Raw genomic sequence first — 25,917 nt, forward strand, 5'->3', positions numbered from 1 at the left:
GGTCCCCTAGAAGATCTCTCTTGCGCGTTCAGGATACCGAATCCCGGAGAGGCCCGCGGCCTCGACGCACAATGCCACCGGTCTTCTACCCACGGTGTGAGGCACGAACGGAAGGAAACTGTCGATCGCGTACAAACCGTCCGGACAATGATCGGCAGTCAGGCCGGTTACGGAGGAAATTCTCGGATCCTCATGCGCCGCCCCATGCCGTTCCATGAGTTCCATTCGGGGCTCGGGGGACGTCGACACAACGGATGACGATTCTTCCTCGTGCCGGTTCAAACCCCTTGTCGGCGGCTTTCGACCGTTTCTGGTTGCTTTTGAAGATGTGATACCGGAGGTTGTCGACTCCGTACTGGATGTAGTTCTGAAGATTATTTTCGTGGCGTCGATATCATCCACGAGGATCACGATGGCTTCGAATTCCGAACAGGTCTGATTCTTCAAGGCGTCCAAAAGGCAATGCAGGCGGTTTTTTCCGCCCCGGGTAGGAATATCGACCGAAGCGGCAAGAGAAGAGGTCATGGGTTCTCCTTTTAAGAGCATTTCAATCGATGGAGTCAATCGTCCGGAGGACCTCGCGGGTTCTTGCTAAACCTGCCGCCGGCGAATAGAGCGTCTGCCAACGGTTGCGGGCCGCCGCGGTCAAGGAATCGACGCACTCAGGGGATTCGGCGAGCGCCGTGATTGCTCGTCGAAGCATCGCTTCCAATGCCTCGACGTCACCGGAGGGGAAAGTCCATGGGTAGTCCGGCCCCACGACCTCCGGCAGGCCGCCGTCGTCGCTGATCACAAGCGGTACGCGCGCGCTCATCGCTTCGGCGGCGACGAGTCCGAAGACTTCTCCCCACTGAGAAGGAACCACCAGCACATCGATCATGCTCAAGAAGGTCTCGACCGGCTGGACACCATGGCGGAACAGACGGGATTCGGGAAACTTGGTCAGGGCGAGCTCGACCTCGTCATTATTGTTCCGACCCACATGGTCACGGCCCCCGCCCAGATGAAGTTCGAGGTCGTTTCCGTCTGCCAAGAGACGTCGGCAAGCGTTTCCGAGAGTCACAACACCTTTGAGGCGAGACATCCGGCCGATGAATCCGACCCGAACTGGTCCAGACGGGTGAAGTGTTCTTTCACCGGTTTGAATCTCCGGTACCCAATTGTGGAAAGCACGCGTACCCGGTATGCGATCCGCGGCGAAATGGGAGGGAACCAATCGGGAGGCCGCCCTTCGCAGGGCAATACGGACAAGAAGCGCGTTGACTCCCACGGGTATTTGGTGGAGATGCACAACCTTGCGCCGATGGGCACCGAGAGCGAATGAAGGTACCAGCCCATTGCACCAGATCCATTCGGAGCGATGCTTCATCCCGAAACAGGCCAGCCCAAAAATGTACTGCCACCGGGAACGGGCGTGGATCTCCTGACGCGTGAAGCCTTCCTCGAACGCCCGTTCCAGAACGTCCCCTGGTTCTGTGGGCGCCACGATGACGACTTCGCGCCCCATGCTGCGGACGGCGCGAGCCAAGGAAAACATCATATTCTCCCCGCCGGAAATATCGCCATTGTTGGTCGCGATCAAGAGACGAGAAACCGTCACTGAGGGCCTACCTCTCCTACGCCGAAGCGGCGGTCTATTCTGGATCGAGGGCACAAAAGCAGTTCCTTCGCCCGACGGCTTCCCCGCGTTGTTGCCGTGTAGGGCAGCAGCGCGGCGTTCATGCCAACCGCCGCGAACAAAGCTATCGTCCCCCTCATGGAGTCACTCCGCGAATAGAGCTTCGTGATGGAATCGGTCATAGCGTTGAGGTTAGGCAATGACCGTGCGACTGAACCTGGCGTAGAGCCGCTGACCGGGTAGTAGCCTCTCATTCTCTCCGCAAGATCATCAGTCGATACGGGTGAAGCAAGAGTGTCGCCGCCCACGATCTCCTGGTTCCCACCGACGTCATTGGTCACCACGGGAACTCCGGCGGCGACTGCGTCCAAGAGAGTGTACGAGTAGTTCTCCCACTCGGAGATCTGCACCAGAACATCCGCCTGAGCCAGGGCTTGGTACGGTTCCACGAAACCGGGAAACGTGACAGCCTCCCCCAGTTCCAATTCGCTGGCCAGGGCCTCGAGGTCGGCTTTCAGAGGCCCTTCGCCACCGACAACGAGCGTGACTTCCGGGTCAACCTCATGAACCGCGGCGAAGGCACGGATCACGGTATCGATGTGCTTCTCAGGTGCCAACCGAGACAACGAAAGAAATCGCGTTCCCTCGCTTGATTCGTGCTTCTCCCGGTGGCGCCGGACGGCCTTCTCAACCGCGTCGACGTCAACCCCGTTGTGGACAACGCGGACATCACGGGCATGCCATTTCGTCTCCATGACGCACTTGGTCGATTCGCACACGGCGATTGTTCGGTCAGTGATTCTGAGCCGACTCGAGTGAACGATGTTCATGGCTTTCGCCCGCACCGGCGAGGACTGGTACAGGGAATCCTCTGGTGCGATTCCGTGTTCCGTCGTGACCAACAATGGTGCTCCGGAGGCGCCCGGCAACCGACCCATCGCCTGGCGGAGCCCGACAACCACTGCGGACACGACGTCTGCGAAAGCCAAATGAGAATGTACGACGTCCGGGCGAAGCCGCCTGATAGCACGTTCGAGCGTCCGGGCCGATCTGAGAAGGCCGAATTCGGTCCCGAACTCACCGGTCTCCACGTGCGCGCCTTGGGCACGAAGTCGCCTAGCGAGCTCGCCTGCGGGGCAGAGAACGTGAAGCTCCCAACCCGGCAGACCCGCCCGTGCCACGTCAAGGACGTGGCGGGCCACGCCGCCGATATCCGGGACGGGGACGAGCCATAACGCTCGCGGCCGAGAATCCGCTAAAGCCACTTTTCCAAGCGCTCCCATGCAGTGAAGGAACCTTCCCCGGTGTTCACATGGTCCTGCCATATTTCCGGAATGAGCAGGCCGGCGTCGTCGGCAATCGCCTCTATGGACTTGGGGGCAACCTCTACAACGCTGTTGATCGCCAGAACCGTGAGCCCAGGGGCGGCCCTCATTCCTGTATTCGTTGCGGAGCCGAACCCACCGTCGGAGTCACGCCGAATCACGGGGCGCCCGGGTGCCGTGCGCGGAATTGCTTCAAGTGAATGATCAACGACCACAATGATCTCGGGTGCTGCTTATCCGAGGGCCTCATCAGACGAAAGAGACCGCGCCAATGTCAGTTGTGGATTTCCGTAATGAGGAATAACTGTCGACAATGAATTCACGGAAACCTCGTTCCGAGGTTGAATTCACGAATTCCCCGGGCCACCGAGCTACCGGTAACGAGCTCGTGAGCCGTCCGTGTCCCCCACACGGGCAGAGTTGTCATCGCTTTGTATTTCCCCCAAATGATCCAGCTCTTCTTCGGCGGCCCAGACCCATAAACCGGACCACCGGACGAAGTTTAGCCCACGCCGCCGAAGAGGCTCGTGACCGAACCGTCTTCGAAGACCTCCTTGATGGCACGGGCAATCAACGGCGCAATCGAAAGCACCGTGAGATTCTCGAACTGGTGCTCCTCCGGGACCGGAAGCGTGTTGGTCACGATGACTTCGTTAGCACCGGATTTTTCCAATCTCTCGCAGGCAGGTCCGGAGAATACCGGGTGCGTAGCGGCGATGATGACGTCTTTCGCCCCTGCCTCCTGCAGAACCTTGACGGCTCCGGAGATCGTGCCACCGGTGTCGATCATATCGTCGATCAGCACGCAGGAGCGGCCTTCGATATCTCCCACGACCGTCTTGGAAATAGCTTGATTGGGGACCGAAATGTCGCGCGTCTTGTGCACGAATGCCAAGGGTGCGCCCCCAAGCAATTCCGACCACTGTTCCGCCACACGGACACGGCCGGTATCCGGGGAAACAACGGTCACGTTATTCAGATCCACGCGCGTCTTCACGTAGCCTACAAGCAGCGGGATAGCCATGAGGTGATCGACCGGGCCGTCGAAAAAGCCCTGGATCTGCGCCGTGTGGAGATCAACGCTCATGATGCGATCTGCACCAGCGGTTTTGTACAGATCCGCGATCAAACGAGCCGAAATGGGCTCACGGCCCTTATGCTTCTTGTCCTGCCGCGCATAAGGATAAAACGGTGCAATAACGGTAATCCGGCGAGCCGAGGCGCGTTTGAGAGCATCGATCATGATGATCTGCTCCATGAGCCACTGGTTGATCGGCGCTGGGTGGGACTGCATCACGAAGCAGTCAGCACCACGCACGGAATCCTCGAACCGCACGTATGTCTCGCCGTTGGCAAAGTCGTAGGCGGACGCGGGGAGCAAATCGCACTCCAGCTCCTCGGCCACGGACTCCGCGAGCTCGGGGTGGGCCCGTCCTGTCACCAGGACCAGCTTCTTCTCCCCTGGGTTGGTCATGGTCTGGGTCATGGACTAGCCTTCCTCGCCGCTGTTTTCAGCATCTACACCGCGAGACTTCCGGGCGGCTTCTGCCGCTGCCGTGCCCGCACGTTTCCTCTCGACCCAGCCCTCAAGATTGCGCTGGGGAGCTTCGTTAATAGCCAACGCACCCGCCGGAACGTCCTTGCGAATCACCGTTCCGGCGCCCGAATAGGCTCCGTCGCCCACCTGGACAGGGGCGACGTACATGTTGTCGGAGCCCATGCGGACGTTTGAGCCGATCACGCTGCGGTGCTTGTTGACGCCGTCGTAATTGACGAACACCGAAGCCGCCCCGATATTGGAATTCTCGCCGATTTCCACATCACCGGCATAGGTGAGGTGTGGAATTTTAGAGCCGGCGCCAATATCAGCGTTCTTGGTCTCGCAGAAAGTGCCGATCTTGCCGTCCTCCCCGAGAACGGTCCCCGGCCGGAGGTAAGCGAACGGTCCCACGATTGATCGGGGCCCAATGCGAGCGCCCGAGCCGTGCGTGCGAATGACGGTCGCGTCTTCACCGATTTCGACGTCGGTGAGCGTGGTATCCGGCCCTACGGTCACGCCGGTCTCGATCACGGTCTCGCCGTGCAACTGCGTGCCGGGAAGGATCGTGACGTCGTTGGCGATGCGCACCGTAGTATCGATCCACGTCGTTGCGGGGTCCACGATGGTCACGCCGTTACGCATATGATCTTCGGCGATGCGCTGGTTGAGAACCTGTCCGAGCTCAGAGAGCTGGATTCGGTCATTCGCACCTTCGACTTCCCATCGGTCCTCGATCGTCAATGCGGAAATTCGGCGACCGTTTTCCCGGGCAATGGACAAAACGTCCGTGAGGTACTTCTCACCCTGAGCGTTTTCCGTGGTCACGGCGCGCAGGGACTCACGGAGAGCTGCGGCATCGAAGGCATAGATTCCCGAGTTGACCTCGGTAAGAGCAAGTTGTTCGGGGGTGGCGTCCTTGGCCTCGACGATGGCGGTGACTTCTCCGCCTTCATTGCGAATGATGCGGCCGTACCCACCCGGTTCGTCAAGGTGGGTCGTGAGGACAGTGGCAGCATTGCCCTGCTCCCGGTGATACTTGGTCAGATCACTGATCGTGGAAGACGTGAGGAGAGGAACGTCACCGTATGTGACGATCACGGTTCCCTGGATGTCCCCGTTGCCGAGGCCGTCCAGTGCTTGCACTGCGACTTCCACGGCCCGGCCAGTACCGGGGACGTCGTCCTGGTCGACGATCAGCGCTTGGTCGTCAAAAGCGCTGACATGCTCGACCACGCGTTCCCTCTGATGGCGGACCACAACGGCCAAATGTTCGGGCGAAAGTTCGCGAGCGGTCGAGATCGCGTGCTCAACCATCGATCGGCCACCGATCGCGTGCATCACCTTGGGCAACGAGGACTTCATGCGGGTTCCGGCGCCCGCGGCCAAGACGATGACCGCTGAGGGCGCTTCCTGAGTACCAGAGGTCAAGAGAGTAAGACTCCTTGCTGTGGATGCTGCCAGCGCGGGTGCGCCAACTCGTTCCGCCTCTAGGATTCGAACCTAGACAAGCGGCTCCAAAGGCCGCTGTGCTGCCATTACACCAAGGCGGATCGCCCGTCAGGGTCATATGCCCCACGAACGGTTACCTATCGTATCAAAGCATGCGACCGGTTCTGTCCGCGAGTCGGTAACACGTAGGCTAATGCTCGTGGCACATCTACTCGGCGGCGAATCGCTTTATATTCAGTTTCCTACCCGCACCGTATTCGAGGGAGTCACGGTCGGCGTTTCCGAGGGAAATCGCATCGGAATCGTCGGCAGGAACGGTGATGGCAAGTCGACGCTCTTGTCGTTGCTTGCCCAGCGGATCAAACCCGATGCAGGACGCGTCACTGTTCGTTCCGGCGTCCGCGTCGGGTACTTGGACCAATCCGATGTCCTCAACGACGAGCATTCCGTCGGGTACGCGTTGGTCGGAGACACCCCGGAATACGAATGGGCATCCGATTCAAAGATCCGAGACATCATTTCAGGTCTGGTTCAGGACCTCGACTGGTCGGCCCCGGTCAATTCGCTCTCCGGCGGACAACGACGGCGGGTCGCCCTCGCAGAACTCCTCGTGGGCGATTGGGATGTCCTCATGCTGGATGAACCGACCAACCACCTCGATGTCGGGGCGATCACCTGGCTTGCACAACACCTCAAGAACAGGTGGCCGAAATCTCAGGGCGGACTCCTCACCGTGACGCACGATCGCTGGTTCCTGGACGAAATCTGCACCGACACCTGGGAAGTACATGACGGCGTGGTGGATCCCTTCGAGGGAGGCTACGCCGCCTACGTCCTGCAACGAGTCGAACGCGACCGCCAGGCAGCCGCCGCCGAAGCCAAAAGACAAAACCTCATGCGCAAGGAGCTCGCGTGGCTCCGACGAGGCGCGCCGGCCCGGACGTCCAAGCCGAAGTTCCGTATCGATGCCGCCAATGAGCTCATCGACGACGTGCCACCGGTTCGTGACAAGGTCGAGCTCTCGCAAATGGCCGTTTCACGGCTGGGCAAGGACGTCGTCGACATCGAGGACGTCTCCGTCTCCTACCCCCTGCCCTCCGGCGGAGAGAAGCCTGTGCTGAACCACGTGACGTGGCGAATCGCGCCCGGCGAGCGCACGGGGATCCTGGGAGTCAACGGTGCCGGCAAATCGACTTTGCTGGGACTCGTCACCGGCGACGTGGCCCCTTCGGATGGCCGGGTCAAACGCGGCAAGACGGTGCGGGTCGCGACGTTGACGCAGCAGCTGGACGAACTGAAGGATGTTCTGCACGAGCGGGTTTCGGAAGTCATCGGCCGCAAGCGGACCAGCTATATCGCCGACGGCAAGGAGATGACGCCCGGGCAGCTCCTCGAACGTCTGGGCTTCACGAACGCCCATCTCTCGACCCCCGTTCGCGACCTTTCGGGTGGTCAAAAGCGCCGTTTGCAGCTCCTACTGATCCTGCTGGACGAGCCGAACGTGCTGATTCTTGACGAGCCTTCCAACGACTTGGACACGGACATGCTGGCGGCCATGGAGGATCTGCTGGATACATGGCCCGGCACCCTTCTGGTGGTCTCCCACGACCGTTACCTCATGGAGCGCGTGACGGACCAGCAGTATGCCGTCATGAATGGCTCTTTCCAACATATGCCCGGTGGCGTCGACCAATACCTCGAGCTGCAAGGCCGAGCCGAAACCGTGAGTCGGGAGAAGCGGGCGACTGCCGCATCCGAGGCCACCGCCGCCGCGCGCGCGGACGTCACTCATTCCGGAGCCGAAATCCGCGAGGCCCAGAAGGAGATCAAAGCGATCGACCGCAAGCTCTCCAGGCTGAGCGAGAACAAACAGAAGCTCCACGAAGAAATGGCCGCGCACGACCAGTCCGATTACGAGGGCCTGGCCGCATTCGGCCGCAAGGTCCAAGAAATCCAGAACGAAGTCGACGAGCTCGAAATGCGCTGGCTGGAACTGTCCGAGATCGCAGGGTAGACGGTGCAGAACCGGAGAAAAAGCGGCAAGCCGGCGTTGGCCGTAGGCCAAGGATTCCGGATTCCGGTCACGAAGAGCCGTTTTGTCCCCATAGTCCATGCCTCTTGCGGCAATCGGTGCGTTGGGTGCGCATAACCCGGACGCACCAGCCCGGCGAACCAGCGCGGTCGGTAGGCGGGTTCTGAGACTTATACCGCCCGGATTCTCCATTCGGCCGAGATAGCGCTCCGCGCTGGGTCGGTTCCGCCCCGGCGCGCCCTCCTCATCGGTCTTCTCCGTCCATGGGCGCGCCACACGCCCGCTCGAACCGTGGACGAATAAGCCCGGTCGGCTCAGCGGCGGGATCTCACGGCTCGCCCGTGCTGAACCAATCTTTTCGTCAATCGGCAATCCAATGTCACCTCGGCCTCCGAATACCTTGTGTAATCCGGCCGTGAAGCCTTTTCGACGAATCGATCAGGCCAATGGCACTCACACAAGCTATGGAGCACAACATGCCGTTAACCGCCCTGGTCACAGCTACCGGTGACGTCCTGCAAACCACCTTGGACCATTTAGCGCTCACACAATTGACGCTCGTCAACGGCCCGTTAGTGGATTTTGGGGGCCTTCTGAACGGCCTCCAGATAGGGCAGTTCCAGTAATAGCACCTCGACCTGCAACCGAATAACCGATTTTGGAGTATATCCGTATGTCACCTGAGACGGCTCAAGCCAATCTTCCGCTCACCAACAATGAACGGATGAAATTGACGCCTGCTCAGTACGGTATTTGGTACGCGCAGCAATTGGACACCCAAAACCCTCATTACCAGATCGGGCAGTACCTCGATCTGGACGGGATCCCAGATCCCAGCGTTCTGAACATCGCCATAGCGCGATCCATGCGTGACATCGACGCGCTGTCCATGCGTTTTCACGAGGACGAACGGGGTCCTTTCGCGACCATAGAGCCGCCAGAACCGCTCGCCCAGAGACTCGACGTCGTCGACTTGCGCCACATGGGTCAGTCGAACGCGATAGAGCAAGCCAAAGAACTCATGGATCAACAGCTCAATACCCCCAGGGATATGACCGGCCCCGATCTCTTCGGAACCACCGTGTTCGAATTGCCCGAGGGCAGATCCATGTTTTTCCTCCGCGTACACCACATCATGGCCGACGGTTATTCGGCCGTGATGATCGTGAAGCACCTCGCCGAGGTCTATTCCCAGATTTCCGAGGAATTCTCGTCCGGGCAAATCGATGAGAAAACCCTGAGGGACGATTCCCGTGAGGTGGGGAAAAATCAGCGCGTATTCCCGAGCCATGACGATTTATTGGATTCCCTGGAGGAATACCAGAATTCCGACCAATACGAAGAAGACAGGTATTTCTGGCGCGAAGAATCAAGCAGAGACGTTACTGCGGAGGGGCTGGAAGGCACGGTCAAAGGTGTCGCGCATGAAGTCACCCGAGCGACGATTCCGCTTTCCCCCGAACAGAGTCAGCAGCTCCGGGACCTTGGCAGGAATCTGCCCAAAACCATCGTCAGTATTATTGCGTTGTATATTTCGCAGCACACCGGACAGGGCCGCGTCAGCCTAGGATTGCCCGTAACGGCGCGTTCGGGACGGGTGGCCAAATCCACCCCGGCGATGCTCTCCAACGTTCTGCCGCTCTTTGTGGACACTTCAGCCTCGTTGACTCTCGAACAACTCTTTGCAACCACGGGAACGGCCCTGCGCAAAGTGCTCAAGCATCAGCGTTTCAGGTTGGAATCGTTGGATTCCGCTCCCCCTCGTACCGGCCCGTCCGTGAACCTTCTTCCGATGATCGGTGATCTGCGTTTCGGTCAGATCACAGGTTTGGTTCATATCCTCTCGACCGGGCCCGTCAAGGACCTTTCGATAGTCCTTGCAGGATTGGACAGCGCAGCAGCGGAACCAGCGCTCGTTCTCGAAGGCGATGCGCAGTTGTACTCGCCCGAGCTCTTGGCCGAGCACGGCTCAGCCTTGCGTGATTTCATCGCCCTCGCCCTGCGAACTGCTCCGGACGAGGTCGTCGGTCGGCTGCGAAGCACCGATCCCCACGAGACCGGCGAGCTGTTGTCACAGGGTCAAGGACCGGCCCAGTCGGTGGAACCACAGCCCGTCATGGGCGCATTTGCGGAAGCAGCCAGTGCCCGACCACGCCGAACCGCCGTCACCGGCCCGGAAGGCTCGCTGACGTTCGGTGAGCTGGAATCGAAGTCCACCCAATTGGCACACTATCTGCGCAGTTCGGGTCTTCAAACGGGTCAGCCCGTGGCGGTGCGTATTGAACGCGGTGTTCTGCTGCCTTTGCTCATCCTCGCGGTTCTTAAAGCCGGCGGTGCCTATGTGCCGATGGACCCGGAGTACCCCACTGAGCGTGTCAACGGAATGCTTGAGGACGCGAACCCAGCCCTCCTTCTGACCACCCGCGAACAGGTCACTGCGGATCGTGAGTCCGGCGCGACCTGGACACTGCCGACCGTGGTCGTGGACTCCGACACTTCGTGGAAAGACCAAAGCGCCGATGTTCGCGATCTACCGCGGGTATCTGCCGACGATTTGGCCTATGTCATCTTCACTTCCGGCAGTTCCGGTCGCCCCAAGGGAGTCGGAGTCGAGCACCGGTCCCTGGCAAACCTGCTCCTACAGCACCGTACCGAGTTGTTCGACCCGACTGCGCACAAACTTCACCGGCATGCGCGGATAGCCCATACTGCCGGCTTGTCCTTCGACGCCGCGTGGGACCCGATACTGTGGTTGTTCGCGGGGCACGAGCTGGTCATGGTCGATAACGAAACCCGCAGGGACCCGCAGCGATTGGCACAGCACCTTCACGATCTGCGCATCGACTTCGTGGAAACCACGCCCACCTTCGTTCAGGCCCTGCTGGATACGGGGCTCTTCGAAAGCGACGGGCATCCTTCAACAGTGGCCGTCGGTGGCGAAGAGATCAGTGCCTCATTGTGGCACCGATTGGCCGCACTGAACGACACCACGGTTTTGAATCTGTACGGCCCCACCGAAGCGACCGTTGACAGTATGCTGACCGTCATCAGCCCAGGGGAAGAACCCCATCTTGGTACGTCGGTAGGCAACTCCAGGCATTACATCCTGGATGCCAACATGAACCTCTCTCGACCTCACGCAACAGGCGAGCTGTACCTGGCCGGCCTCAACCTGGCCCGCGGGTACGTGGGGCAACCCGGGCTGAGCGCCTCCCGTTTTGTAGCGGACCCCTTCTGGGCGGACGGGTCGAGGATGTATCGGACGGGCGACCTCGTCCGACGCCGCCCCAACGGCACAATACAGTTCTTGGGGCGAGCCGACGATCAGATCAAGATCCGGGGGTACCGGGTCGAGATCGGTGAGATAGAAGAAGCCCTTCAGAATATCCCTGGAATCGTCCAGTCAGTCGTACTGGTGAGCAACCACGGGGAAAACGTTCGGCTCGTCGGCTATCTGGCAACCGGGCCCAGAAGCGATGCCCGGAAACCGCTGGACGTCCAAACCGTCAAAAATCACCTTCATTCGACCCTGCCCGGGTACATGGTCCCCGCCCAGATCGTCATCGTGGACGCCCTCCCCCTGACCTCCAACGGCAAGCTCGACCGTCAGGGCCTTCCCTCCCCGGAAGCAACGGAACCAACCGCGACCCGGAAGGCTCGGACCGCTTCAGAAATTGAACTGGCAGAAGCATTCGGACAGGTTCTGGGTCTCCCGGCCGAGTCTGTCGGCGTGGACGAGGATTTCTTTGCCGCCGGCGGACATTCCTTGTTGGCGACTCAGCTGGCGGCACTGGTTTCGGACCGGACCCAGGTTCCGGTCGCGGTACGAGACATTTTCGAGAACCCGACTGTTCGGCGATTGGCAGCACAGATCGAGGGCACCGGGCCTCGCACCGGCACGCCGGCTTTGCAACGAGAGGCGCGCCCAGAGACCATCCCGGTTGCGCCGGCCCAGCGACGCCTGTGGTTCCTCAGCCAGCTCGAACCCTCCTCAGCGGCATACAACGTCCCCGTTATTCTGCATCTGACAGGGCCCGTCAACGTCAGGGCTCTCAAGGATGCTTTGTCGGACGTAGTCGTCAAGCACGAGCCGTTGCGCACGGTGTTTCCCTCGCCCGAGGGCGAGCCGATCCAGCAGGTGCTCGACGAAGAATCAGGACGGCCCCGACTCACGAGCGTAGAGATCCCACCTCAACAGCTTGACCACGTCATACACGAAGAATCAACGAGGCCCTTCGACATCGCCAACGAAGTTCCGTTGCGGGCCGTGTTGGCAAAAACCGGAGAAAATCGCCATACACTGATGGTGGTCATGCACCACATCGTCACAGACGGGTGGTCCCTCGCGCCGTTCGCCCGAGATTTGTCCACCGCATATTTCACGCGGAATTCCGGGAAGAACGACCCGCTGGCTTCGCCCAAAGTCAGCTACTCGGATTTCAGCCTGTGGCAGCGGAAACAGTTGGGTGACCCCACCGACCCTGATAGCACGGCTCACGAGCTGGTGCAGTTCTGGGTATCCGAGTTGAGCAACATGCCTGAGGAAATGGCTCTTCCTCGGGATCGGCCCCGGACCTCAGGCCTGACCGGTTCTACGACCGGTGCGGCCGACCACGAGGTCGAAGATCAGAGCACCTCGAACGGCGTCGGAGAGTTGCTGCTGCGAATTGATGCCCAGCGGCATCACAACCTGCGAAAAATCGCCGCCGAGAATCAGAGCAGCCTGTTCATGGTCCTGCAAACGGCCGTCGCGGTCGCGCTGAGACAATACGGAGCCGGCGACGACATCGTCTTGGGCACCCCGGTCGCCGGACGCACCGATCCTCAGGTCGAGGACCTCGTGGGGTTCTTTGTCAATACGATAGCTTTGCGCACCAGATTTGATCAGGATCCGAGTCTTTCCGAGGCACTCCAACGTGTCCGCCAGACGGATATTGCCGCTTACGCCCATCAAGACCTCCCGTTCGACACCGTGGTCGATGCGGTCAACCCGCGGAGAGACCCGCAACGGCACCCGATTTTTCAGGTGCTGCTCACGATGCAGAACACTCCGGCTGCCGCAGTGGAGCTTCAAGACATCGAAGTGACCGTACCTCCCCAACGCGTCAGCGCCGGAGTCAAAGCGGATTTGCTCTTTGATTTCAGCACCCCGGACGGAGAGTCCGGAGACGTGCATGCTGTCCTGGGGTTTGACGAATCGCTGTTCGACGAGCCCACGGCTCAACGCATCATGGATGCTGTGGATCGGGTTTTGGCCGCCCTCGTCGAGCACTCGCATTACCGGCTCTCCGAGCTCACGGCTCTTGACGCCGAAACCACGGGTTGGATGGAGAATCTCTCACACGGTCTGAGAACGCCCGCTCATGAATCTGTCTTCGAGTTGTTCGAAAACACCGCACAGCAATACTCAGGGCATCTTGCGGTGGCCGATCGTTCCGAACACATCACCTATGTCCGGCTGGCCGCAGAAATCCGCCGTGTAGCGGCTGCACTGATGGCCCACGGTATTGAACGCGGCGACGCAGTGCTGATCGCTCTGCCACGCGGCGTCGACTCCATCATTGCTCTGCTCGGTGTCTTGCGCTCCGGTGGCGTGGCGGTCCCTATCGACGTGACCTACCCCGCGGCACGCATTGCTCGAATCGCAGAGGCCTCAAAGCCTCGGCTCATCATCACCGAAAGCAATGACGCTGCTCCGCTCGTGCCGGACACGGGCGGTTCCGGTCTCACAACTTTATCGCGGCAGGTAACCATAGGTGACCTGCGCGCCAGTAACGAGACCACTTTGCCTCCCTTGCCTTCGCCCGAGGACGTGGCATACCAGGTGTTTACTTCTGGGACCACCGGGGCTCCGAAAGGGATCCAAGTCCCACATCGGGCTCTGAACAACCTACTGACCCAACATCACAAGGGCCTGGTCAGCGCTCACCAGCGCGCGGTGGCTCCACGGTTGCCTCGCGTCTTGCACGTCACGGGTATGGGATTCGACGCCGCCTGGGACCCTGTTGTTTGGCTCATCTGCGGGGCTACCCTCCTGATTCCGACCGAGTCCCAGCGAGTGGATGCAGAAATGATCCTGGATGCGCTCACTCGAGATTCGGCAGCACCGGCTGTCCGTCACCGTGCAGAGGCTGATGCGGAACATCAACCTGAGGGTACGAGCGAGGTCTTCGACCAGGTCGGTGGCGCGGATGTTCTGGAAACCACGCCTTCCTATGCGCAACAATTGCTTGCGCTCGGCCTGGCAGCTTCCGTGGAGACCCACGGGAAGCAGGTGACTCTCGCTCTCGGGGGCGAGGCCGTATCCGATTCCTTGTGGGCACGCATCGCCGAAGCCCCGTTCATCCACGGCTGGAATCTCTACGGTCCCAGCGAATTCACGGTTGACGCGCTCCTGGGGGAAATCGCCGGTACCCGTCCGCATCTGGGCAAGCCGATCAACAACGTGTACTACTCCGTGCTCGACCATACGTTGGCGCCCGTTCCTCCTGGGGTCGAGGGAGAACTGTATCTCCACGGAGATTCAGAAGCCCACGGATACGTGGATCGGCCGTCCGAGACCGCCTCACGCTACGTTGCGGATCCACGAGGCAACGGCACCCGGATGTACCGCACCGGCGACGTGGTGCGGCGAGACCCCAGCGGGGCCTTGGAATTCCTTCGCCGTGAGGATGATCAAGTGAAGCTCCGTGGTTACCGGGTCGAAGTAACCGAGGTGGAATCCGTGCTCCGGCACACGGAGGGCGTCCAAGCCGCGGTCGTACGCCTTGTCACTCCGGGTGATTCCGAAACCGCACAATTGGCGGCGTGGATAGTGGGCGAAGGCGATCCTGAGGATATTCGCCGGCAGGTTCAGGCTCAACTGCCCAGCTACATGGTTCCCGCACGGATCCAAAATATCGCGTCGATTCCGCTGACCTCTCACGGGAAAGTAGACGTCGTTCGTCTCCCCCAGCCCCAGACCCATCACGGGGCTTCCCTTCCACAAACGACAAGGGAACAAGCCGTATGTGCCCTCACGGCACAGGTCCTCGGCGTGGATGCCGTCAGCCTCGACGACGATTTCTTCGCCATGGGCGGTCATTCACTGTTGGCAGTGACCCTGGTCGGCCGACTCAAAAACGAACTCGGGCTGCAGATCCCCCTGAGGGCGGTCTTCGAAGCACCGACGCCCTCGCAATGGCTGACTTCTAGCGGACAAACCTCATCCCACCCACCCATCCGGGAAAGCAACGTAACCGCCGAGAACGGGTCGGCGAACACCCACCGGTCGGCTGGATTGGGCGCGTGGGTCGATGCACACCCGCAGGATCATGCGGCGGAAGTACCCTTGAGTCTGGGTCAATCGCGATTGTGGTTCCTCAACCAACTGCACCCTGAGTCTCCGGAATACAACGTTCTCCTGCGTGTCAGCCTCGAGGGCGATCTGGATACCGCGGATCTCACCGGAGCGATCAGCGATGTAGTTCAACGCCATGAGATTCTTCGAACCACATTTCCGAAGGTCGCGGGCAGTCCCGTTCAACGCGTGAACCCAGTGCCCGAGGACCTGGTCAGCGACCGGCCGCTGGACTACGGATCCGGCTTCGACCTGACAAACGAGCTTCCGATCCGCGCGGCTGTTGTGCCCACCGGAACGAACACATGGCGCTTGGAACTGATCATCCACCACATCGCCACCGATGGAGCTTCCCTGCGGCCGCTGACCGATGACCTGTCTCGAAGTTACAGAGCCCGACAAAGTGGAACGGCCGGCGTACAGTCTCGGAAGGACCTCCAGTTCTCCGATGTTGCACGCCGTGAGGCCTCCGATCAGGCCGAGCTTACCCGCAACGGCAGGCTGCAGCATCCGGACCTGAGGCGTTGGGTCGAGCGCTTGGCCGGAGCACCCGCCGAGCTGTCCCTCCCGTCCTCGGGCGCTCGTCGAAACAGTGCCGAGCAGCCAGCGGACCAACTTTATTTCGAGATACCGGCCACGCTGGCCACCAGCCTCGCTCAGGTCTCCTCTTCCCAGTCAGCCAGCGATTTCCACACGTGGCTTGCCGCTTTGGCCACCTACCTGCAACGAATAGGTGCCGGCGAGGACGTGGTGATCGGAGCGCCATCCGCCGGCCGCGCAGACCATGACGTCGCGGACCTCATGGGGTTTTTCGTCAATACGCTCCCCTTGCGGATCAGGACAGACCCTGAGGAGGCCACGTTCGCGGACGCCGTCGCCTCGGCGAGAGAAGTGACGCTGGAAGCTCTCGAAACAGAAGACGTGCCGTTTGAACAAATCGTTGAGGCGCACAATCCGGAGCGCCAGCTCGGACGTCATCCCTTGTTCCAAACCATGCTTTCGGTCGAGCAACCAGTTGAGCTGACGCTGGATCTTCCCGGCGTTACCGCAACCGTCCTGGAATCGGAGACCACGGGCAGCGCCAAGGTCGATTTGTCGTTTACTCTCCGGCCCCGGACGGACAGCGCCACGGTAGACGGAGTGTTGGAATACAACAGCGCGATGTTCACGCGCAATGCGGCTCGACGATTGGTAGATCAGTGGAGGACCTACCTGGAGGAAGTCACCACGGATCCGGACAGGAAAATCAACGCCGTGTCCTTGGATGGAACCGCGACGGCCTTGGCCCCCTGGCCAACCGATGAATCCCCAGTTTCCGTGGTGGACACGTTCGCGGAAACGGTCCGAAGAATACCGCGAGACACGGCGATCGTAGCCGGATCGAGGTCGATGACTTATGCGGACTTGGACGAACACGTCCGCAACCTCCGGAAAGGTTTGCAAGCCTACGGTGTGACTTCCGGGGACGTCGTCGCGATATGCCTTCCCCGGTCGATCGAGACCGTGGCCGTCCTGCTGGCAATCTGGCATGTCGGCGCGAGCGCATTGCCCGTGGACATCACCATGCCGGACGCGCGCATAGCGGAAATGCTCACCCGCTCCGGAAGCAGCTTGGTGCTCCTCTCCACCTACTCGTCCCACGAGGATGCCGCATCATCCGGAAGAGACATCGGCGGTTTCTTCGACGCCGGCTCGACGTCGCCCTCGACAGACGGTGCAGAGCGTACCTCGCCCCGCTTCGTTGACCTGGCGGAGCTTCTTGACCCTCGGCATCGAGTCCGGGTCTCTGAGCCACGCGGCCTTTCAAATCAGGACCGGACTGCATATACGGTCTTTACCTCCGGAACCACGGGCAAACCCAAAGGAGTTCAAGTTCCGCATTCGGCCCTCTCTCACCTGCTAGCTTCACATCGCTCGACCGTCTTGCCACGGCAGGATTCCGAGAGAAAACGGATCGCGCACACGACCGGAGTGGGGTTCGATGCCGCCATGGATCCTGTGCTCTGGATGGTTTCAGGCCATGAGTTGCACATGATTGACGATTCCACGCGCCGCAACCCACAGTCTTTGCTCGAGTACTTCGCCCAACACCACATTACGGCTTGGGAAAGCACTCCCAGCTACATCACCGCTCTCACCGGGGGCCAAGGCCTGGAAAAATACCTCGACGGGCACGGACTCGACGACCCGTTCGTCTTGTTGATCGGTGGCGAACCTATAGACCCGGGACTGTGGACGTGGCTGAGAGAGCGTCCTTCCACCCGTGCTTGGAATCTCTATGGTCCTACGGAAGCTACTGTCGATTGCCTGGTCGGGGCCATCACGGAGGCGCCCTCTCCATATGTGGGCCCGCCGACCGCGGCCACTACGGCGTATGTCCTTGACGAGCGCCTGCGGCCCGTTCCGGATGGTTCCGTAGGCGAGCTGTGGATCGCCGGTGCGCAGCTGGCCCAAGGATATCTTGGGGATCCCCGAGCAACCTCCGCGGCTTTCGTCGCCAACCCGTTCGCATCCGATGGCAGTCGCATGTACCGGACGGGAGACCTGGTGACCGTGCGTGAGTCGGCCGAGGATGATCAACCGCGCATCAGGGTCCGCGGTCGTTCGGACAGCCAGGTCAAGATCAGAGGCTATCGCGTGGAACCGACGGAGATTGAATACGTGCTGCGATCCAGTCCGTTGGTCGCACAGGCGGTCGTCCGGGCTCGACCCTCGGCCCGGGGAACGGTTCTTCTCGCTTGGGTTGTTCCGGATTCCGGCAAGCGCCCGGAGCGCACCGATTCCCAGCTCGAAGTCGAGCTGATCGCTGAGCTCCGTCGCCAGGTACCCGACTACATGGTTCCCAGCGCCGTGAATGTGATCGAGGAAATTCCGTTGACCCCCAACGGGAAAATTCATGACCAGGCATTACCGGAGCCTCGTACCCGCGCCAGCGTAGGGCGTGATCCCAGGGGGCATGCTGAACAGGCCGTTGCGGCAGCCTTCGGTCAGGTCCTTGGCATAGAGCACATTGCTGCAGACGACTCGTTCTTCGAGCTCGGAGGGCATTCTTTCGTCGCTCAGGCGGCAGTCGATGCCGTGAACCAAGCCCTGTCGACTGAGCTCCCGGTGCAGGCTCTCTTCCAAGCACCGACCACAGAATCCCTGGCGGGCCTGGCGGAGTCGGGCCAAACCTCATTGCAGCAGAGTCTCGGTCCGGTTCTGCCACTCCGGGATCACGGTGTAGGCGAACCGCTCTTCGCGGTGCATCCCGCCAGCGGTTTGAGTTGGTCCTACTCGTCCTTGGTCACGCATTTGAGAATGAAGAGACCGATTCTGGGTCTGCAGATGCCGGGGATCGCATCAGAGCGCTCGGAGGAGTTCGAACCCTCTTCCGCCGGCGAGTTGGTTGACAGTTACGTTCGACGAATCCGCCAAGAGCAGTCCACCGGTCCTTACCACCTCATCGGATGGTCCTTTGGTGGCCGTCTCGCGCAGGCTATTGCGACCAAACTTCAAAGGGACGGTGACGAGGTGAGAACACTGGCGGTACTGGATGCCTATCCTTCGTCGGATTCCACGGCCGGGCTGACCGACCGAGACGACGTGTGGCGCGGCTTTTTGTCGGCCAATGGCATCACGGACCATCTCCCTCGGGAGCTGTCAGCAGGTACGGTCCGAGAATGCTTCCGGCAGCACGACCACCCATTCGGTTCGTTGCCCGAGGAAACCATGGAGCTTTTGCTCCAACGCTTCCATCGCGCCGCGAGCCTCCTGGACGACGCAGAGATCGCTACCTTCTCGGGAGACATGTTGGTCTTCGAAGCCACGAAGGACGTCCCCGAGGACAGGCCGTCCCCGGATGCTTGGCGCCCCTTCGTGACCGGTGAATTAAGTATCCGTCCTGTTCCGGTCGCACACGGTCAGATGCTCGGTGAGCACGCGCTGCAGATCATGAGACCGGATCTAGATCTCGAGCTGTGCCTCACGGAGCCGTCCTTCTCATGAGCCGACATGCCTCTACCGCCCGGCCCCGTCGAGAACGTGCCGATTGCGCACATCGTCGGTTCGGCGCCCTGACGCGAAAACCAACCCAACTATTGGACAGAGGAGCAACAACATGACCAATCCTTTCGATCGCGAGGACGCGAATTTTCGTGTTCTGGTCAATGATCTCCAGCAGCACTCGCTGTGGCCGGAGCATGCAGAAGTACCGCACGGATGGGTAGTCGTCTTCGGACCCGCGCCGCGTGCTGACTGCCTGAGTTATATAGAGAAAAACTGGACAGACATCACTCCGCGGCAGACTGCCCCGTTGGGCGAATCGTGATTTCCTTACGCCAGGTCACGAAGACGTTCGGCACATTTCGCGCTCTGGACCGGGTCAGTCTGGAAGTCCCTGCCGGCACGATTCAGGGTCTGCTTGGACCGAACGGTGCCGGCAAAACGACGATCGTGCGAATACTGACCACCTTGTTGGTTCCGAGTTCCGGAGATGCATTCATTGATGGCAAGGACGTGAATCGACAGGCGCAAGCGGTACGAGCTCGATTGGGTGTTTCAGGGCAGTACGCAGCTATTGACGAAAAGCTCACTGGCTTCGAGAATCTGCAGTTGGTGGGAGAGCTTTACGGAATGGCGCGACGTCAGGCACGTTCGAGGGCCAAAGAACTTCTGGAGCAATTCCGGCTCGATGACGTTCCCGCCGGCCAACTGGCGGGGTCCTACTCCGGCGGGATGAAGCGCAGGTTGGACCTGGCCGGGGCCATCGTTGCTCGACCGAGGGTGGTCATCCTGGACGAACCCACTACGGGGCTGGACCCTCGTGGACGTCGCGATACATGGCAGGCTATCTCCGCTCTGGCGTTGAGCGGAGCAACTGTGCTGTTGACGACCCAATACCTTGAAGAGGCCGACGTGTTGGCCGATTCCATAGCGGTCATCGACAGCGGTCGGATTGTGGACCAGGGTTCCTCTGAAGCGCTGAAAGCCAAGGCCGGAGGCCCGAGGATCGACATCCGGTTGTCCCCTCATCAAGCTTTTGATCCGATCCGGCAAGCCTTTGCGGAGTGCGACTTGGAGGGTTCTTTTGATGAGAAGGCACTCAGCGCCACGGCACCAGCGCCTATGGGCACCGAGAGCCTCCGTTCCGTACTCCGTGTGCTGGGCCATCGCGGAGTGGACATCACCGAAGCAGGACTGCGTCAACCCACACTCGACGAAGTGTTTCTGCAAATAACGGGTAAACCCACCGACGCGCCGTCTCCCCCTGACAACCTCGACGAAGATCCTATCCGAAATGAGGCCCTTTCATGAGTGCTCTCTCGACGATCCGCGACGGCAAAACGATCGCTCGCAGGAACCTCACGACCCTGAGGAGAACTCCTGGCGCCCTGGTTACCGGCTTCGCGCAGCCGATCATTTTCGTACTGATCCTGGCTTTCGTCTTCGGCGGAGCCCTCGGCGGGAAGGACTATAGGGAGTTCCTGATCGGCGGGATACTCGCTCAAACCTTGACGTTCAATTCCTCTTTCACGGCCGTGTATCTTGCCAAGGATTTGCACCAGGGCATGGTCGATCGGTTCAGAGTCCTGCCGATGTCGCGAATCGGCGTCATCCTGGGGCGAGTCTGGGCAGATTTGATGACCAGCATGGTGTCGATCGTGATCATTCTGATCTGCGGAACGGCTATCGGCTGGCGCATCAACGGCGACCCGCTGCAGGTTGTCCTGACCTTGGTTTTGCTGGTTCTGTACACATTCGCTATTTCATGGGTGGGAGCCGTTATCGCGATGACGGCCCGGAGTGTCGAAGTCGCGCAGAGCCTGGGTCTGCTGTGGCTCTTCCCTGTCTGTTTCATATCCGGAGCGTTCGTGTCGGCCGACATGCTACCCGCCTCTTTGCAAGGCTTCGCACAGTGGAACCCCGTAACCGCGGTCGCCACGGCGGCCCGTCATGGGTTCGGAAATATGCCTCCGGAGAACTTCCAGGTTGCCACCGGCTGGCCCGCCCAGAATTCCATGTTGTATGCGTTTGTGTGTTGTGCCGTGATCATCGCGGTCTTCGCGCCTATTGCCGCGGCACAGTATCGCAACATCAGCCGTCGATGATCACAATCCTGCGGTTCGACTGCGAGAAATTGGCTCGAGGTTCTTCTCCAGGGGGTGGCCTGTCCCCCGACGAGCTGGAGGCAGCTGCCTCTGCGGAGGATCGGGAGCATGCGGACCGGCGTCGTGATCCATTGGACCGTTTCCGAACGCTCAGTTCACGGGCGTCGCTGCGCCTGCTGGCCGCTCACCTGCGCGGCCAGTCCGCGCGGGAGGCACCGGCCCTGTCCATCGATCGTTCATGCCACCGTTGCGGAGGGCCCCACGGGCAACCGTCCATTGCGGGTCTCAGCTTGAGCACATCCAGCTCGGCATCCTCGGTGCTGGTTGGGGCCGATGCCTCGGAGGCCCCTTTGGGCGTCGACGTCGAAGCGGCCCCCCATCACTTGTTTGCCGGCTTCGACGATCACGTGCTGCACCCTGCCGAGAGCATGGCCTGCGTGCAAGCAGGTAGTTCGGTTGCAGGTTCGCAGTCGGCACGCCTGCATAGCCGTTTGGCCGTGTGGGTTGCCAAGGAGGCGGTACTGAAAGCCGCCGGCGTCGGTCTGGAGCATCCCATGAACAGAGTTCTCCTTGAACCCTCGGACAGGACCACTACCTGGAGGGGCAACCAGTGCGCAACCGAATTGACGTGGCAGCTCGTCGCGGAGGCTCAGAGCCCGAACGTTCGAGGGCTTTTTGTGTGCCTTCTACCGGCGGTAGCTGGTCCGGTCAGTGCCGTGGCGACCAGCCAGCCCGCGGATATCCATGACATCACCCAGGACTTGCTCCAAGGCCGGCGGACCTCGCGGGCCCCGGGGATACGGTCTACACCAAATGCTTCGTCGAGGTCTCCGGGGCGTACTTGATGGTGAAGAGCAGACCGATCAAAAGCACGAGGGCCAGGGCAAACATCGACCACGAGATACCCCACGCCGTCAACATGATGGGCAGAATGAAAGTTCCGGCAGCGGAAGCGATCCGGCTCAGAGCATTGAGCAGTCCTACACCGGTCGCGCGCAACCTGGTGGGGAACAACTCGGCCGGGTACACCTGCGTCAGGTTCGACGCCGCAGACATCACGAAGGTGTAGACGACGAACGGGATCATGAGCACGACGACGGATCCGTGGGCCAGCAGCCCCAGTAGGACGAGCGAAACCGTGAGGACCAGGAACGAGATGATCGTCGCACCTCGCCGCGAGAACTTTTGGACGAACCATAGTCCGGCGATCCCGCCCAAGAGGAGGAAAACGTTCAAGACCACTTCCTGCACGTGCCCGTCGGATACCTCGAGGTTGTCGAAGATCGTGGGCATGAACGTGTAAATGGCGAAGTAGGGAAGGACGAGCGCACTGTAGAACACGATGCCGAACCAGGTGTACTTCGCTTGACCCGAGGCAAAGAGTTCGCGAAAACCATGGCTCTCTTCGGGGCTGGCGTTTGCGGCCAAGTCCGTCGCCGAGATTTCTGCCTTGAGATATTTGCCGACGATCTTCTGCGCCTCCTCGATGCGGCCCTTGCTGATCAACCACCCCGGAGATTCGGGGGCGCCGATTCGGACCACCAGCACGAGGAGTGCGGGGATGGCACCGCTGGCAAGCAGTGCCCGCCATGATTCTTCTCCCGTGAGGAAGAGACTTCCCAGGACGTTGGCGGCGACGTATCCGACGGTCCACATGACGGTCAGCGAAGACAACATCATGCCCCGAGACTTCCTCGGAGAGAATTCGGAGAGCAACGTTGGTCCGACGGCGTAGTCCGCGCCGAGCCCGAAGCCGATGACGAGGCGCAGGATGAAAAGGCTGAGGAACCCGTCGGCCCAGAACTGCAGGATCGAGGCGACCGTTATGATCACGAAATTGAGGACGAAGACCCGCTGACGCCCGATGAGATCGCCGACGCGTCCAAGGACCAGGCTGCCGAAGAACAAACCGATGAGCGCAGAGCTGGCAAGCAATCCGGATTCGAGACCGGTGAGGGACCAGCCCGCTGTCAGAGCGGGCAAGAGTGCCCCAATCATGCCCAGTATGTACCCATCGGTGAAATTGGCACCGAAGGTCATGACGGTTACTCGCAGGTGAAATCTGTTGAAAGGGATCTCATCTATGGCCTGCGTCGTGGGTACGTCCGATATCTTTACCATTCGAATTCCTGATCGCTCGTACGGGCCCGCGACAATTTGGCGGGAAGCTGTGTGGTGTTGGCCTGCTCTATTGCGACGAGGTGCGCAGTCTCCTGGAAACTTCGGAGGCAGCGTGCTGCAGAAGTGCCCCGCAGCTTCTGGTTTTCTGTTTGGTCGATCTGTAGGTGGGGACCAGGATGCTCATGGCCGCGATGGGTCTGTCTCCCCCGTAGACGGGTGACGAGATGGCGGTGACGTCTTCCTCGACGATGTTCTCCGAAACCAGGTAACCCTCCTCCGGGGTTTTTCCCTGGAGAACGCTTCCGGCGGCGGATCCTTCTACGGGGATCGTGTGCCCGACCCAACTGACGTGTCGCACCGAATGGCTGCCTTCGACAATGCTGATGTACAGGACCGTGTCACCGTGCCCCTCGACGCTCAGGTAGACGGATTCGCCGGTTTCGGCCGCCAGATCCTGCATAGGCTGTCTGGAGAGCTCGGCCAAGGAATTGTCGCTGAAGGCCTGGGCACCGACTTGGATGAGACGAACGCCCGGTCGATAAGTCCCGGCGTCATCCCGCGTGAGCCAATTGCTCGCCTCAACGGTCCGAAGCAGACGCAAGGTGGTGCTCACTGGCAGCTCAGCTTCGCGGGCGGCTTCCGCCAGCGTCATAGCGCCCTTGTCGCAGACTATCCCCAGCAGATCGAGTGCTCTCTCAACGGTTCGGGTCGAAGTCTCGGCCATGGGATCCTCTCGACCCTTAAGGGTGATGCAGGTAACAGTTTTACCCAGTGAAACATTAAAACCGTCTAGTGAAAACCTTAAATTTGAGGCAGACTGTGCTGCATGCGCGAAAATGAGCAGTCCGATCTCCAGCAATTTCACGGTGAAGACCCTCACAAACTCGGTCATTTCGGTCATACGGACCCGCCGGTCCAGGTGGACGGAACCGGGCTGACGATTGCCGATATCGACCGGATTGCCAATGGCGCCGGGGTTCGTCTCGCGCCGGAGGCTCTCGACCGGATCCGTCGGCAGCACCGACAAGCTCGTGAGATCAGTGAGCGGCAGCCGGTGTACGGCCAGTCCACGGGTGTGGGTGCAAATCGATTCGTCCAGATAGATGAACAGGACGGCGATCACGGCCTGCGACTGCTCCGGAGTCACGCCGCCGACGCAGGTTCCGGCGTTCCCGCGGAAACGGTCCGAGTCATGCTGGCGATTCGCTTGTCCCAGCTCGCGGCATCCGGAAGCGGGATCAGTCCGGACATTGTCCAAGGCCTGGAAAGAATGCTCCGGGACGACGCTTTGCCCACCATCAGGACCGTAGGAGGCATCGGGACAGCCGACTTGGCAGCGTTGGCATCGACTGCACTGGCCTTGCACGGGGAACGCCCGACCACGAGGCCATTGGCCGCGACAGTGCCCTTCGGTCGAGACAGCGCTTTGCCGTTCATGAGCAGCAGCGCGCTGACATTGGCTCGGGCGGCCCGGTCCTTGGCGCGGCTGCGGGAGCTCGAGCGTTCTTCGCGCGTTGTCGCGGCTCTTTCGGCCACGGCCGTCCGGGCCAACCGGCAGGCATTTTCACCCCAAGCAGGCCGCGCCGCCGTGATTCCCGCGGCGACGCGGGTCGCGGAAGAAATGCGTGAACTCCTCGAGGACGAATCGGAGCCGGCCCGAATCCAGGATCCGTTCGGTCTGCGCGCCTACATACAGTCCCAGGGCGCCGTGGTGGAAGCCATGGACCGGCTATTGAACCTCGTCGAGCCCTTGACCTCGGTGGCCCAGGAGAATCCGCTCTTCGATTTCGAGTCGCAGAGCGCAGTGCACCACGGTGGATTCCACCAGGTTTCATTGGGCCTCGCCATCGATGGGCTGGATCTCGCTCTGGCCCAAAGTGCACCCCTGGTCATGTCCCGCATCACCATGCTCCATGATCCGGCGTACACGGGTACGCCTTCATTCTTGGCCGACGGAACGGATGGCTCATCCGGCCACATGATGCTCGAGTACATAGCCGCAAGCGCAATGGCTCAGTTGAGAAATGCCGCCCAACCGGCATCGATGAACACCGTTGTGCTCTCGCAGGGCGCCGAGGAAGACGCCAGTTTCGCAACTCAAGCGGTCGATCAGCTCGAGCGGGCAGCCGACAACTACCAGATGATGCTCTCCATAGAGCTGCTGTCCGCCCACAGAGCCATCGATCTTCTTGGCAGGACGACGTCTACCCCGCTCAACCGCGCGATACTGCACATGCGGGAGGCCGTACCCGTCGTCGCCGCCGACCACGATCTGCGCCCGGACATCGACTCGGCCAGCCGAGCACTCACGGGTCTGGCTCGCCGAATTCTTCACGAGGCCTGAAGATCTCACATTCCGTCAGTCGCCCTGTCCCAAGCCAGTTTTCGTCATAATCCGCGTGCG

Annotated in this window: 15 protein-coding genes and 1 tRNA gene; 7 read left to right on the top strand and 9 right to left on the bottom strand. The window is 60.7% G+C overall.

Annotation, left to right across the window (positions count from 1 at the left end):
• Nucleotides 1-6: 6 nt before the first annotated feature.
• The 7 genes from EWV35_RS11935 to EWV35_RS11965 form a co-directional block, all read right to left on the bottom strand.
• Entirely contained in the window at nt 7-525 is a 519-nt protein-coding gene (locus EWV35_RS11935; protein ID WP_129662193.1) for a glycosyltransferase family A protein, read from the bottom strand.
• Between the two features lie 22 nt (nt 526-547).
• Nucleotides 548-1,600 carry a glycosyltransferase family 4 protein gene (locus EWV35_RS11940; RefSeq protein ID WP_129662195.1) on the bottom strand — a complete coding sequence of 351 codons (1,053 nt, stop codon included), beginning with the start codon at nt 1,598-1,600 and terminating at the stop codon, nt 548-550.
• Nucleotides 1,597-2,883, bottom strand: coding sequence for a glycosyltransferase family 4 protein (locus EWV35_RS11945; RefSeq protein WP_165168558.1), 1,287 nt, complete (start codon nt 2,881-2,883; stop codon nt 1,597-1,599). The genes EWV35_RS11940 and EWV35_RS11945 overlap by 4 nt, the downstream gene beginning before the upstream one ends.
• Nucleotides 2,874-3,053: a hypothetical protein gene (locus EWV35_RS13220; RefSeq protein ID WP_165168534.1), complete on the bottom strand. Its 180-nt coding sequence runs from the start codon at nt 3,051-3,053 to the stop codon at nt 2,874-2,876. Before EWV35_RS13220 ends, EWV35_RS11945 begins: the two co-directional genes overlap by 10 nt.
• Nucleotides 3,054-3,445: 392 nt before the next feature.
• The gene (locus EWV35_RS11955; protein ID WP_129360691.1) at nt 3,446-4,429 is read right to left on the bottom strand and encodes a ribose-phosphate diphosphokinase; all 984 of its coding nucleotides are present in this window, start codon (nt 4,427-4,429) and stop codon (nt 3,446-3,448) included.
• 3 nt (nt 4,430-4,432) lie between these two features.
• Nucleotides 4,433-5,911, bottom strand: coding sequence for a bifunctional UDP-N-acetylglucosamine diphosphorylase/glucosamine-1-phosphate N-acetyltransferase GlmU (gene glmU / locus EWV35_RS11960; protein ID WP_129662201.1), 1,479 nt, complete (start codon nt 5,909-5,911; stop codon nt 4,433-4,435).
• A 51-nt stretch (nt 5,912-5,962) separates the two neighbouring features.
• Nucleotides 5,963-6,033, bottom strand: a tRNA-Gln gene (locus tag EWV35_RS11965).
• 92 nt (nt 6,034-6,125) lie between these two features.
• Between EWV35_RS11965 and EWV35_RS11970 the strand changes: the two genes are divergently transcribed.
• The 6 genes from EWV35_RS11970 (at nt 6,126) to EWV35_RS11995 (ending at nt 22,237) form a co-directional block, all read left to right on the top strand.
• The gene (locus EWV35_RS11970; RefSeq protein ID WP_238654481.1) at nt 6,126-7,946 is read left to right on the top strand and encodes an ABC-F family ATP-binding cassette domain-containing protein; all 1,821 of its coding nucleotides are present in this window, start codon (nt 6,126-6,128) and stop codon (nt 7,944-7,946) included.
• 691 nt (nt 7,947-8,637) lie between these two features.
• Nucleotides 8,638-19,290 carry a non-ribosomal peptide synthetase gene (locus EWV35_RS11975; protein WP_129662205.1) on the top strand — a complete coding sequence of 3,551 codons (10,653 nt, stop codon included), beginning with the start codon at nt 8,638-8,640 and terminating at the stop codon, nt 19,288-19,290.
• A gap of 112 nt (nt 19,291-19,402) precedes the next feature.
• Nucleotides 19,403-19,612 (top strand): MbtH family protein, encoded by a 210-nt coding sequence (locus EWV35_RS11980; RefSeq protein ID WP_129662207.1) that lies wholly within the window; start codon nt 19,403-19,405, stop codon nt 19,610-19,612.
• Nucleotides 19,609-20,598 carry an ATP-binding cassette domain-containing protein gene (locus EWV35_RS11985; RefSeq protein ID WP_129662209.1) on the top strand — a complete coding sequence of 330 codons (990 nt, stop codon included), beginning with the start codon at nt 19,609-19,611 and terminating at the stop codon, nt 20,596-20,598. The genes EWV35_RS11980 and EWV35_RS11985 overlap by 4 nt, the downstream gene beginning before the upstream one ends.
• Nucleotides 20,595-21,392 (top strand): ABC transporter permease, encoded by a 798-nt coding sequence (locus EWV35_RS11990; protein WP_129662211.1) that lies wholly within the window; start codon nt 20,595-20,597, stop codon nt 21,390-21,392. Before EWV35_RS11985 ends, EWV35_RS11990 begins: the two co-directional genes overlap by 4 nt.
• On the top strand, nt 21,389-22,237 hold the full coding sequence (locus EWV35_RS11995) for a 4'-phosphopantetheinyl transferase family protein (RefSeq protein WP_129662213.1): 849 nt from the start codon (nt 21,389-21,391) through the stop codon (nt 22,235-22,237). Before EWV35_RS11990 ends, EWV35_RS11995 begins: the two co-directional genes overlap by 4 nt.
• Here EWV35_RS11995 and EWV35_RS12000 read toward each other — a convergent pair.
• Together EWV35_RS12000 and EWV35_RS12005 are read right to left on the bottom strand one after the other, a co-directional pair.
• Nucleotides 22,197-23,513 (bottom strand): MFS transporter, encoded by a 1,317-nt coding sequence (locus tag EWV35_RS12000; protein ID WP_129662215.1) that lies wholly within the window; start codon nt 23,511-23,513, stop codon nt 22,197-22,199. The genes EWV35_RS11995 and EWV35_RS12000 overlap by 41 nt on opposite strands.
• Nucleotides 23,514-23,580: 67 nt before the next feature.
• Entirely contained in the window at nt 23,581-24,237 is a 657-nt protein-coding gene (locus EWV35_RS12005) for an IclR family transcriptional regulator (RefSeq protein WP_129662217.1), read from the bottom strand.
• Nucleotides 24,238-24,339: 102 nt separating this feature from the next.
• Here EWV35_RS12005 and EWV35_RS12010 point away from each other — a divergent pair, with 102 nt between their 5' ends.
• Nucleotides 24,340-25,857 carry an aromatic amino acid ammonia-lyase gene (locus EWV35_RS12010; RefSeq protein WP_129662219.1) on the top strand — a complete coding sequence of 506 codons (1,518 nt, stop codon included), beginning with the start codon at nt 24,340-24,342 and terminating at the stop codon, nt 25,855-25,857.
• Nucleotides 25,858-25,917: the final 60 nt, after the last annotated feature.

It is taken from the genome of Rothia uropygialis (assembly GCF_004137765.1).
In the GTDB taxonomy this organism is placed as follows: domain Bacteria; phylum Actinomycetota; class Actinomycetes; order Actinomycetales; family Micrococcaceae; genus Rothia.